Origin of the sequence: Pseudomonas sp. FP2309, from assembly GCF_030687575.1 — a bacterium.
Classification (GTDB): Bacteria; Pseudomonadota; Gammaproteobacteria; order Pseudomonadales; family Pseudomonadaceae; genus Aquipseudomonas.
Genome location: NZ_CP117439.1, coordinates 2,345,576 through 2,359,109 on the forward strand (window position 1 = coordinate 2,345,576; position 13,534 = coordinate 2,359,109).

Sequence of the window (13,534 nt, forward strand, 5' to 3'; positions counted from 1 at the left end):
CCGCCGCTAATTTTTCTTTGCGAGATTCGTTTTATAGGGACGACGTGCCTTTGTGCTTCCTGCCTATTGCTCCGGATCCCAACAAATGAATGCTGAAGACTCCTTGAAACTTGCTCGCCGGTTTATCGGGTTGCCCCTGGAAAAACGCCAGCTGTTCCTGCAAGCGCTGCAGAAAGAAGGGGTGGAATTTTCGCGGTTTCCGATTCCGGCAGGTGTCGAGGTGGAGGATCGCCAGGCGCTGTCCTATGCACAGCAGCGCATGTGGTTTCTCTGGCAATTGGACCCGGCCAGCGGTGCCTACAACTTGCCGGGCGCGGTGCGGCTCAGGGGCACGCTGAACCTGAAGGCGCTGGAGCAGGCGTTCGCCAGTCTGGTGGCGCGGCATGAAACCTTGCGCACGGTGTTCCAGCGCCAGGCGGATGAGCGCCTGTTGCAGGTGGCGGTGGCGCCGGTGCTGGCGGTGGAAGGGGTGGATCTGAGCAACTTGGCGCCCGGCGAGCAGGAGCAGGCGGTCAACGCGGCCGCGACCCGTCAATCGGAGCTGCCGTTCGACCTGGAGCATGGCCCGCTGCTGCGTGTGCAATTGCTCAAGCTGGCGGCGCAGGAGCACGTGCTGCTGCTGACCCTGCACCATATCGTCTCCGATGGCTGGTCGATGAACGTGTTGATCGAGGAGTTCATCCGCTTCTACGACGCCCATGAGCGCAACGAAGCGCCGCAACTGCCGGCGCTGCCGATCCAATACAGCGACTACGCCCTCTGGCAGCGGCGCTGGCTGGAAGCGGGGGAACAGGCGCGGCAGTTGGAATATTGGCAGGCACGCCTGGGCACCCAGCATCCGGTGCTGGAGCTGCCCACCGACTACCCGCGTCCCGCCATGCCCAGCTACCGCGGCACCCGTCACACCTTCGCGGTGGACGCCGGGCTGCTCGAGCAATTGCGCGCCTGTGCCCAGCAGCATCAGGTCACGTTGTTCATGCTGTTGCTGGGGGCGTTCAATGTCCTGCTGCACCGCTACACCGGGCAGGGCGACATCCGTGTCGGGGTGCCCATCGCCAACCGCAACCGCGGTGAAGTCGAGGGGTTGATCGGTTTTTTCGTCAACACCCAGGTGCTACGCACTGAACTGACCGGGCAGACCCGCGTTGACGAATTGCTGCGCGACGTCAAGGAAGCGGCGCTGGGCGCCCAGGCCCATCAGGACCTGCCCTTCGAGCGGCTTGTCGAAGCGCTGAACATCGAGCGCAGCCTGAGCCACACGCCGCTGTTCCAGGTGATGTATAACCACCAGCCCCATGTGGCCGATATTTCCACGATCAGCACCGCGTCGGGCCTGGAATTAAGCACGGTGCAGTGGCAAGGCCGCACCACACAGTTCGACCTGACCCTGGATACCTACGAACAGTCCGGCACCCTGCATGCCGCGCTGACCTATGCCGATGACTTGTTCGCGCCGTCCACGATCGAACGCATGGCTGGCCACTGGTTGCGCCTGTTGCAGGGCATGGTCGACGACGCCCGGCAAACGGTTGGTGCCTTGCCACTGCTGGACCCGCTCGAGTACCGACGCATCATCGTTGACTGGAACCCCAGCCAGGACACGTTTGACCGGCACCTGTGCATCCACCAGCGCATTGCCGCCCAGGTGGCGCAGCACCCGCACGCGCTGGCGGTCACCTGCGGCACCCGCACCCTGAGTTACCAGCAGGTGGACCAGCAGGCCAACCAACTGGCCCATCTGTTGGTCGCCAGTGGCGTTGGCCCGGAAGTGCGTGTCGGCGTGGCGATGACCCGCTCCGAGCACCTGTTGGTCGCACTGCTCGCGGTACTCAAGGCCGGCGGCGCCTACGTGCCCCTTGACCCGGATTACCCGGCCGAACGCGTGGCCTACATGCTCGAAGACAGCCGCGCCTTGGTGCTGCTCACCGAACACGCGGTGGCCGCCAGCCTTCCTGCCGCGACCGGCACTCAGGTGGTGCTGCTTGACGACTGGTCCGCGCTGCTGGCGCCGTGGCCGCTGACGGCACCCGACCGAGACGTGACACCGGACAACCTGGCCTATGTGATCTACACCTCGGGCTCCACCGGCAAGCCAAAAGGCGTGGCGATTGCCCACCGTAACGTGCTGGCCCTGATCGACTGGTCGCAGCGCGTTTACCGTCAGGACGACATGCAAGGGGTGTTGGCGTCGACCTCGGTGTGCTTCGACCTGTCGGTGTGGGAGCTGTTCGTCACCCTGGCCCTCGGCGGCTCGCTGATCATCGCGCGCAATGCCCTGGAGCTGCCGGACTTGGCGGCGCGTGACCAGGTGCGCCTGATCAACACGGTGCCGTCGGCTATCGCGGCCCTGCAACGCACTGCGCAGATCCCGGCCGGTGTGCGCATCATCAACCTGGCGGGCGAACCCCTCAAGCAAACGCTGGTGGAGGCGCTGTATCAACAGCCGGGCATCGAGCACGTCTTCGACCTTTACGGCCCTTCTGAGGACACCACTTACTCAACCTTCACGCGCCGCACGGCGGGCGGCCGCGCCAGCATTGGCCGGCCGATCACCCATACCGCCGCGTACGTGCTGGACGCCGAACTCCAGGCCGTTCCCCAAGGCATCTGCGCCGAGCTGTACCTGGCGGGCGCCGGGATCACCCGTGGCTATTTGGAGCGCGCCGCGCTCACGGCGCAGCGCTATGTACCCAACCCGTTCGCCGTGGACGGCGAGCGCCTGTACCGCACCGGCGACCTGGTGCGCTATCAGGACGGCGGCGTGTTGGAATACCAGGGGCGTATCGACCACCAGGTCAAAGTGCGCGGTTTTCGCATTGAACTGGGGGAAATCGAAGCACACCTGCTGCAACACGAGGGCGTGCGCGAGCTGGCGGTACTGGCCCAGGACAGCGCCAGTGGCCAGCAACTGGTGGCCTGGATCGTACCCTCCGACGCCGGCGTGCTGGAGGATGCCGCCGCCCAGCAAAGCCTGCGAGAAAGACTAAAGGGCGCGCTCAAACAGGTGTTGCCGGCGTACATGGTGCCCAATCATTTGTTGTTCCTCTCGCACCTGCCCTTGACCCCCAACGGCAAGCTCGACCGCAAGGCGCTGCCGGCCATCGACGCCAGCCAGCCGCTGCGTGAACATGCCGAGCCGCGTAACCCGGTGGAAAAGGCCCTGGCGGCGATCTGGCAAGCGCTGTTGGGGCTGGAGCGTGTCGGCCTCGACGATAACTTCTTCGAGCTGGGCGGCGACTCTATCGTGTCCATGCAGGTGGTCAGCCGTGCGCGCCAGGCCGCCATCGGCCTGAGCCCCAAGCATGTGTTCCAGCACCAAACGATCCGCAGCCTGGCGCAAGTCGCCGAGCAACGCCACGAGCCGCAGGTCGACCAAGGCCTGGCCAGCGGGGCGGTGGTTCTCAGCCCGGTGCAGCAATGGTTTTTTGCCCTGGATATTCCCCAGCGCCAACACTGGAACCAGTCGTTGCTGCTGGTGCCTCGGCAGCCGGTGGTGCCGGCACTGTTGGAGGATGCCCTGCAACGCCTGGCGCGCCACCATGACGGTTTACGCCTGCGTTATGAGCCCGGCAACGATGGCTGGCAGCAACACTACGCCGAGCACACCGACGCGCCGCTGTTGTGGCAGCGCCAGATAGACAGCGCCGACGCGCTGACCGAGGCGTGCACCCAGGCTCAATGCAGCCTGGATCTGCAGCAGGGCCCTTTGCTGCGCGCGCTGCTGGTGGACATGCCCGATCACAGCCAGCGCCTGTTGCTGGCCGTCCATCACCTGGTGGTGGATGGCGTGTCCTGGCGGGTATTGCTTGAAGATCTGCAGCAGCTCTACACCGGTGCTGAACTGGCGCACAAGACCAGCACTTATCAGGACTGGAGCGCGCGCCTGCAAGCGTGCGTGCCACGCTTTGTGCCGCAACTGGACTACTGGCAGACATCGCTTGGCGGCGCGCCGGTTCACGACCTGCCATGCGACAACCCCCATGGCGCGTTGCATCAAGGCCTGGAGCGCAAAGTCACGTGCACCCTGGATGCCGACACCACGCGCCAGCTTCTTGCCCAGGCCCCGGCGGCCTATCGCACGCAGGTCAACGACCTGCTGTTGACCGCGCTGGCCCGCGTAATAACGCGTTGGAGCGGGCAGGGCAGCACCCTGATTCAGTTGGAAGGGCATGGTCGCGAGGACCTGTTTGACGGCCTGGATCTGACGCGCACCGTGGGCTGGTTCACCAGCCTGTTTCCGGTCACCCTGACCCCCGCCGACGACGTATCGACTTCGATCAAGGCGGTCAAGGAACAACTGCGTGCCGTGCCCGACAAAGGCGTGGGTTACGGCGTGTTGCGCTACCTGGCCGAACCTGCAGTCGCCGCGACGTTGGCGGTCCTGGCGCAGCCGCGTATTACCTTCAACTACCTGGGGCAGTTTGACCGCCAGTTCGATGAGCAGGCGTTGTTCTTGCCGTCCAGCGAAGGCCACGGGCTGGCCCAGGACCCTCTGGCACCGCTGGCCAACTGGTTGACCGTGGAAGGCCAGGTCTACGGCGGGCAATTGTCGATGAGTTGGGGCTTCAGTGGCGAGATGTTCCAGGTCTCGACCATTCAGCAACTGGCCGACGATTACGCGGTCGAGCTCAAAGGCCTGATCGAACATTGCTGCGCCACGCCCGCCGGGCAAGTCACGCCGTCCGACTTCCCGTTGGCGAACCTGACCCAGCAGCAGCTTGACCAGTTGCCGGTGCCGGGGCCCGCCATCGATGACATTTACCCGCTGTCGCCGATGCAGCAGGGCATGTTGTTCCACACGCTGTATGCACAGGGCGACGACACCTATGTCAACCAGTTGGCGGTCGATGTCGAAGGCCTGGACGTGCAGCGTTTTCGTCAGGCCTGGCAAGCGACGCTGGAGGCCCATGACATTTTGCGCAGCGGGTTTATCTGGCAGAACGGCAGCGAGCAACCGCTGCAATGGGTACGACGCAGTGTCGAGCTGCCGCTGACCGTACTGGACTGGCGCGACCGTTCGCCCGCCGCGCGGGATGTCGAGGCGTTCGCCGCCGAGGATCGCCGGCAAGGCTTCGACCTGGCACAGGCGCCTTTGCTGCGCTTGACCCTGATCCGCCTGGATGAACAGCGCTATCACCTGATTTATACCCACCATCACATCCTGATGGACGGTTGGAGCAACGCGCAGTTGCTGGCGCACATGCTCGCCCGTTATGCCGGCGAGCCCTCGGCCAAGGCGCCAGGGCGGTACCGCGACTACATCCAATGGCTGCAGCGCCAGGACGCGGCGGCGAGCCAGGCGTTCTGGCTCGAGCGCCTTGGCCACCTGGATGGCCCGACCCTGCTGGCCTCGGCGCTGCCGCGCCAGGACGCGCCGGGCCAGGGCTATGCCGAAACCGATCTGCTGCTGGAGGCCTCAGCCACTCGGCGCCTGGCGACGTTTGCCGGTGAACAGAAGGTCACCGTCAACACCTTGGTACAAGCCGCCTGGCTACTGCTGTTGCAGCGCTACACCGGCCAGCAGTGCGTGACGCTGGGCACCACGGTCTCCGGACGTCCGGCGCAGTTGCCCGGCATCGAAGAGCAGGTCGGCCTGTTCATCAACACCTTGCCACTGATCGCCGAACCCCAGGCGCACCAGTCGGTCAGTGAGTGGATTGTCCAGGTCCAGGCGTTGAACCTAGCCCTGCGTGAGCACGAGCACACGCCGCTGTACGACATCCAGCGTTGGGCCGGCTCCGCAGGCGAGGCGTTGTTTGACAGCATCCTGGTGTTCGAAAATTTCCCGGTGGCCCAGAGCCTGCAGCAAGGCGGCAGCGACGGGTTGCGGTTCAGCGCCGCGCAGAATCATGAGCACACCAACTACCCGCTGGCCCTCACCGTCCACAGCGGCGAACGCCTGTCATTGAGCCTGGGCTATCAGCGCGAGCGCTTTGGCGAGCAGACCGTCGAGGGGTTGCTCGGGCACCTGCGGCATCTGCTGGAGCAGTTCGTCAACGCCCCGGCGCAGGCACTCGGACAGCTGTCGACGTTGTTGGCGGCTGAACATCAGGCCATGGTGCACGCCTGGAACCCACCGCAAGACGCCCCGGCCGATGCCTGTGTGCACCAGACATTCGAGGCCAGGGCGCGGGCATGCGGTGCAGCCCCTGCGCTGATCCTGGATGCGCAGCAGTTGTCCTATGCCGAGCTCAACCGGGACGCCAACCGGTTAGCGCACACGTTGCGCGAACTCGGGGTTGGCCCGGATGCGCTGGTGGGTGTGGCGGTGGGGCGCTCCCTGGACATGATTGTCGGCCTGCTGGCCATCCTGAAGGCCGGCGGCGCCTACGTGCCGCTTGACCCGCAATACCCGAGCCAGCGCCTGGGCTGGATGATCGAGGACAGCGGCCTGCACCTGTTGCTGACCCAATCCGACCTGCAGGCGCAGTTGCCGATTCCGGCAGATGTCCACGTGCTGTGCCTGGACACCCGCGAACAATGGCTGGTCGATTCCCCGTCCCATGACCTGACAAACCTGGCCCAGCCGACGCACCTCGCGTATGTGATGTTCACCTCCGGCTCCACCGGCCGCCCCAAAGGCGTGGGGATCAACCGGGGTTCCGTGGCGCGGCACGTGCAGGTGATGCAGGCGCTGTTCAAGTTGACGCCTGAAGACCGTGTATTGCAGTTCGGTACGTTCAACTTCGACGGTTTTGTCGAGCAACTCTACCCGGCACTGTGCACCGGCGCCTGTGTGGTGCTGCGCGGCGGCGAGCTGTGGGACAGCGAGACGTTCTACCGGCAGGTCATGGCCCACGGCATCAGCGTGGTCGACGTGACCACCGCGTATTGGCACATGCTGGCCCGTGACTTCGCCGCCGTCGGGCCGCGCAACTATGGGCGCCTGCGCCAGGTTCACGCGGGGGGCGAGGCGATGCCACCGGAAGGGTTGCATGCCTGGCGTGACGCCGGGCTTGGGCACATTGCGCTGTACAACACCTATGGCCCCACCGAGGCGACAGTGACCGCCACGGCGCTGGACTGTGCCGACTACGTATCCGGCGCGCTGGCCGTGCCGCTGATGATGCCGATCGGCAGGGTGCTCGATGGCCGTGCGATCTACATTGTGGACGATGCGCTCAACCCGGTGCCGGTGGGCGTCGTGGGCGAGCTGTTGATTGGCGGTGAGCTGCTGGCGCGCGGTTACTTCAACCGGCCGGCCCTGACCGCGGAAAAATTCATTCCCGACCCCTTCGGCAGCGGGCGTTTGTACCGCACTGGCGACCTGGCGCGCTATCGCGCTGACGGGGTGATCGACTATGTCGGACGTGCCGACCATCAAGTGAAAATTCGCGGGTTCCGTATCGAACTCGGCGAAATCGAAGCCCGTGTGCAAGCGTACCCAGGGGTTCGCGAAGCGTTGGTCATGACCGTGGAGGGGCCGGGCGGCTTGCAGATTGCCGCGTGGGTGGTGCCGCGCGAGGCCGGGTTGGTGCACGCCGAAGCAGAGGTGCAGGGCGTGTGGCGCGATGGCCTGCGAGCGCAGCTCAAGGGGGTGTTGCCCGACTACATGGTGCCGACTCACCTGATCCTGCTGGCGGGCCTGCCCCTGAGCCCCAACGGCAAGCTGGACCGCAAGGCGCTGCCACTGCCGGACCTGAACCAAGGACGTACGTCGTACCAGGCGCCGGTCACGCCGTTGCAACGGCAACTGGCGGCGATCTGGGAGCAGGTCTTGCAGGTGCCGCAAGTGGGCCTCAGCGATCATTTCTTCGAGCTGGGCGGGCATTCGCTGCTGGCCACTCGTGTGGTGTCCTGTGCCCACGCCGCAGGGCTCGATGCAGTGCGCCTGCGCGATGTGTTTGAGTGCGCACAACTGGGCGCCCTGGCTGAACGCCTGGAACAGCGCCGCGTGCAGGCCGAACCCAAACGGACCCTGCCGGCCTTGACGGCGCAGCCACGAGAGGGCGTGCTGCCGCTGTCGTTGGCACAGCAGCGGCTTTGGCTGGTGGAGCGTATTTCCAGCGACAGCGCCGCCTACAACTTGCCGGCTGCACTGAGTGTGCGCGGCGAACTGGACCTCTATCGCTTGCAGCGCAGCTTTGTGCAACTGATGGACCGCCACGAAATACTGCGCACCAGTTACCACGAAGACGAAGACGGCAACCCTTTGGTGCGGGTCGCGCAGCAAGTGGACTTGCCGATCCGCCTGCTGGATATCAGTGACCTGGACGCTCAAGCACGGCAGCAGGCGAGGCAGCAATGGTTGCTCGACTGCGCCGCCGAGCGCATCGACCTGGAGCAGGTGCCGCTGTTGCGTGTGCACTTGCTGCGCCTGGGGGCGGGCGAGCATCTGATCTTCTTCGCCATGCACCACATCATCTCCGACGGTTGGTCGATGGCCGTGCTCGTGCAGGAATTGCTCGCGTTGTACGACGGCTCGAAACCCTTGGCGGCGTTGCCGGTGCAGTACCTCGACTATGGGTTCTGGCAGCAACGCTTGCTCAACGAGGGTTGGCTGGCCGCCGACACTGCCTATTGGCGCGAGACGCTGCGAGGCGCGCCGGCCTGCCTGCCATTGCCCCATGACTTTGCGCGTCCGGCCCAGCCGAGCCATGACGGCGATGGCCTGGCGTTACGCCTGCCGGCGCCGTTGTATCAATCGATCAAGACCCTGGCCCAGGAACTGAGCTGCACGCCGTACTTGCTGATGCTCGCGGCGTTCCAACTGATGCTGCACCGGACATGCGAGACCGCGGATCTGGTGATCGGTACCGACATCGCCGGTCGTCAGCAACAGGCGCTGGAAGGTCTGATCGGGTTCTTCGTCAACGTCTTGCCGATGCGCTCGCGGCTGCTGCAGGAGCAACCGTTCAGCGACTACGTGCACACGGTGAGTCGCGACGCGTTGCACGCCTTCGAGCACCAGGAACTGCCGCTGGACCTGATCATCGATGCCTGCGCGGTGGAACGTATCAAGGGTGTCAATCCGCTGGTTCAAGTGCTGTTCGTGATGAACAACACCCCCAACGCGACCTTGCAGGTCGATGGCTTGGAATTGGAGCCCGTGGAATTAAAAGAGCGCCACTCGAAATTCGAGATGGGCCTGTTCGTTGAAGAACTAGGAAATAGCCTTGTTTGTCATTGGTCTTACGCCGTCGCGCTGTTCCGTCGCGAAAGCATCGAAAGAATGATGCGCAGCTGGATCGGGATTCTCGAGCAAGCGGTGCAGGACCGACACACACTCTCAGGAGAATTCGTCATGTCTGCTGCACAACAAGTGCCTGCCACGGAAAAGGTCGCAAGCAAAAAGTTCGACAAGCTCAACAAGTTCCTCAAGAAGGGCCCTGCGGCAGCCCCGGCCGGCGCGGCGCAGGTGCGGTTCTCGCCGTTGCGCCCGGATCAGGTGTTCCCATTGCTGGCGCAACCGGCGGACAGCGGCCTGGATGTCATCGAATGGGTGCGCAACAACCGCGCACTGGTGGAAGAAAAACTCGCCAGTCACGCCAGCATTTTGTTCCGCGGTTTCGCCCTGAACGGTATCGAGGAATTCGAGCAGTTCGCCGAAGCGTTGCAGCCGGGGCTCTACGGTAACTACGGCGATCTGCCGAAAAAGGACGGCGGCAAGAATACCTACCGGTCCACGCCGTACCCGGAAAAGAAAATGATCCTGTTCCACAACGAGAGCTCGCACCAGGACCGTTGGCCGCGCAAGCAGATGTTCTATTGCGAGTTGCCGTCGCCGGTGGGCGGCGCGACGCCTATCGTCGATTGCCGCGAGATGTGCCGCCGGCTTCCGGCGGACCTGCTGGCGAAGTTCGAGAGCAAGGGCCTGCTCTACGTGCGCACCTTCACCGACAAGCTCGACGTGTCGTGGCGGCACTTTTTCAAGACCGACAGCCGTGAAGAGGTCGAAGCGCGATGCCGCGCCGCCGGCATCCAGTGGCAGTGGCTGGACAATGATGAATTGCAGACCCGCACCCACTGCCCGGCGGTGGTCCGCCATCCCTTGACCGGTGCGCGTTCGTTCTTCAACCAGGTGCAGTTGCACCACATCTACTGCCTGGACGCCGACGTGCGCGACGACCTGATCGGCCTGTTCGGCATCGATAACATGCCCCGGCACGTCTACTACGGGGACGGTACGCCCATTGAGGATGAAGTGATGGAACTGGTGGGCCAACTGTACGAGGCGTGCGCGGTGCGTTTTGACTGGCAGCAGGGCGATGTGGTGTTGATGGACAACATGCTCGCCGCCCATGCGCGCGATCCGTTCGAGGGGCCGCGCAAGATTGTGGTGGCGATGGGCGATATGTTTGATCGGGCCGATCTGAATGCCTGCTCCACAACGCCAAACCGCCAGACGCTGGAAGAGGAGGTGGGCCAATGAGCACTGCCTTTGACCAGGCCCTGAGCCCGGAACAGCAGGCCGCCCTGGGCACTGCCGCCGAGGGCCGCCATTCGGCCTTGTTGTTGCTGATAGAGGTGCGTGGCGAGCTGGACCCGGCGCGGTTGCAGCGCGCGGCAGACCAGGTGCTGGCCCGGCAGCCGATCCTGGCCACCCGCCTGATTCGCGTGGCGAGTTATCGCGGTGTGCGCCAGACCCTCGAGCCGCGTGCCCATTGGCCGCTGGTGCTGGAACCGGCGGCGATGCCGGACCTCGCGTCGTTTGAACAGCATATGCGCGACCTCCAACAGCAGGGGTTCGCCGAAGATGCACAGCCGTTGGCGATGCTGCACCTGTGCCGTCTGGGCGAGCAGCATTACGGTTTGGCGCTGCGTATTTCGGCGCTGCTCAGTGATCGTAACGGGTTGCAGGTGTTCCACCGTGCTTTGCACCAGGCGTATGCGGCCGATGAAACTACGGCGATCGACGAAGAGGCCGCGCAGTACGCCCAATACGTCGAGTGGCGCGGGGAAATGGCTCAGGATGAAGATGCCGCCAGCGGTCGCGATTACTGGCGGCAGCAGGGCACCGCGGCCGCTCCGGCACTGGCCTGCCGGCGCCACGGCCCGGCGGGCGCGCAGGTCAGCAACCGCCTGGCGGTAGACCTCGACCCTGACCTGCAGCGCGGGCTTGGCGCTTACGCACAGCACCTGGACCAGCCGCTGGAGCGGATTGCCAGGGCCGCGTGGTGGGGCCTGTTGGCGCGGATCAGCGGCCAGACCCGCATGCAGGTGGGCTGGCGCCACGATTGTCGGCTCGATTATGAGTTTTTTGCCGACTGCATGGGCCTGTTCGAAAAAACCTTGCCGCTGGTAATCGACGTGCCGTTGCAGCACAGCCTTGGCCAATGGTTGCCGACCCTGGACGCGCAGGCACAGGCGCACCTGACCTGGCAGGAGCACTGGCCGGTGGAGGCGCCGCCCAGCGCCGCGCACCTGGCGTGTGGCTTTGCCCACGAAGGCGTGATGGCGTCCGTGACGGTGGGGGGCGGCAGTTGGTCGGTGGTGGCGTTGGACGACGGCGTTGCACCGTTTGAACTCGAACTGCGCTTGGTCGAAGCGCGGGCCTTGCACTTGCGCTTTGATCCGGCGCATTACGACGAGGCGTCCATGGCGGCGCTGCTGGAGCAATATCAGACACTGTTACGCAGCCTGCTGGCGAACCCCGCCACGGCGCTGGCAGACCTGGGGTTGATCAGTGCGCGGGAAGGTGCGCTGCAACAGCAGTGCATCGGAGCGCCCTTGTCGTTGCAGGGGCCGAGTCTGCCGACACGCATTACCGAGTGGGCCCAGCGCACTCCCGAGGCGCTGGCGTTGAGCTTTGCCGGTACTCAATTGACCTATCGCCAAGTGGATGAGCGGGTCGAGCAACTGGCGCGGCACTTGCGCCTTGAGGGTGTGCAGCCGGGCGATAGGATAGCGCTGCGGCTGCCGCGCTCATTGGAGCTGGTAATCGCCTCTCTTGCAGTGTGGCGCGTCGGCGCGGCATGGGTGCCGCTTGACCCGCAATGGCCGCAGCACCGCCAGGCGCTGGTCATCCAACAGGCCGGTGCCGTGCGGGTACTCAGTGACGCCGATCACGCAGACGGCGACGTGGCGGTGGTGCGCGTCGACGGGTTACCGCCGCTGGATCCTGCCGAGCGATTCGATTGGGCGCCGGCCGCGCTCGACCAACCCGCTTACGTGCTGTTCACCTCCGGCAGCACCGGTGTGCCCAAAGGCGTGGTGGTCGAACATCGGCAATTGCTCAACTATGTGCAGGCGTCTACGACAGCGCTGGGCCTGGCTGAGTGCAGCGCGTTTGCCATGACCTCCACGGTGGCGGCCGACCTGGGCCACACCACGCTGTTTGGCGCGCTGTACCTCGGCGCTGCGCTGCACATTGCCAGCGACGAGCACATGCAGGACGCCAAACGCTTTGCCGATTTCCTGCGTACTCACGCGGTCGACTGCCTGAAAATCGTGCCGTCGCACCTCAGTGCCTTGCTCGACCAGGACAGCACTGACCTGCCAGCCACGCTGGTGCTGGGCGGCGAAGCCGTGGCGCCGGGCCTGGTCGAGCTGATATTCAAGGTGGCGCCGGCGTGTCGCGTGTTCAATCACTACGGGCCGACGGAAACCACGGTCGGCGTGCTGTATCAACCGCTGTCGCGTAACAGCGACTTGAGCGCCGGCGTGCCGTTGGGACAGGTGTTCGACGGCTGCGCGGTCTACCTGTTCGATGAACACCTGCGTGAAGTCCCCTTGGGCGCCGTGGGCGAGGTGTATATCGGCGGTCAGCAAGTGGCGCGCGGCTACCTGGGTGAGCAGGGGCGCGACGCGTTTATCGAGCACCCGCGGCGCCCCGGTGAACGTCTGTATCGCAGTGGCGACCTGGGGCGCTATCGGCCACAGGGCGGTGTGCAATTGATGGGCCGGCGCGACCATCAAGTCAAAGTGCGGGGGTTCCGTATCGAACTGACGGAGATCGAACAGGCCTTGCTCGCGCTGCCGGGCGTCGCCCAGGCGGTGGTGGTGCCGTGGCGCGCCGGTGCCGCCGTGGACGGCGATGTGCAACTGGTTGCTTACGTCGAAGCGCAAGGAGCCTCTGGGCCCGGCTGGGCCGACGAGCTGCGTGCAGCGTTGGCGGCCAGTCTGCCGGCGGCGATGGTGCCCACCCATTGTTTCGTGTTGGATCACCTGCCTCGGTTGGCCAACGGCAAGCTGGATCGCCAGGGCCTGCCGGCGCCTGAGTCATTGTTGACGGCACAGGTGCATGTCGCGCCCAGCAGCGCGCTGCAAACCCTGCTGGCCGAGGGCATGGCGCAGTTGCTGGGGATCGAGCGACTGAGCGTCGAGCAGAACTTTTTTGCCATCGGCGGGCATTCGTTGCTGGTGATCAAGCTGGTCTCGGCCCTGCGCAAGCAATTGCAGCTCGAGGTGCACCCAGGCGTGGTGTTCGACCACCCCAGCGTGGCCGAGCTTGCGGCGGCACTGACCCGCGATGAAAGCGTCCCGGGCGCCCTGGAACGTACCGCCCAGGTGCGTTTGAAGCTCAATAGCCTGTCGCCGGAGCAGCGCGAAGCGCTTTTGGCCAAGTCCCGCGCCAACGCTACTGCGTAAGTCC

Annotated in this window: 2 protein-coding genes; both read left to right on the forward strand. The window is 65.0% G+C overall.

Annotated elements, in window-relative coordinates:
* The first annotated feature begins 85 nt into the window (after positions 1–85).
* Complete coding sequence (locus PSH59_RS10860; protein WP_305395020.1) at positions 86–10,372, forward strand: non-ribosomal peptide synthetase; 10,287 nt, start codon at positions 86–88, stop codon at positions 10,370–10,372.
* Positions 10,369–13,530, forward strand: coding sequence for an amino acid adenylation domain-containing protein (locus PSH59_RS10865; RefSeq protein WP_305395021.1), 3,162 nt, complete (start codon positions 10,369–10,371; stop codon positions 13,528–13,530). The genes PSH59_RS10860 and PSH59_RS10865 overlap by 4 nt, the downstream gene beginning before the upstream one ends.
* Positions 13,531–13,534: the final 4 nt, after the last annotated feature.

What these genes read in the sequence shown, in the direction of transcription:
- PSH59_RS10860 (WP_305395020.1), top strand. Translation starts at nt 86, where the DNA reads ATGAATGCTGAAGACTCCTTGAAACTTGCTCGCCGGTTTATCGGGTTG.
- PSH59_RS10865 (WP_305395021.1), top strand. Translation starts at nt 10,369, where the DNA reads ATGAGCACTGCCTTTGACCAGGCCCTGAGCCCGGAACAGCAGGCCGCC.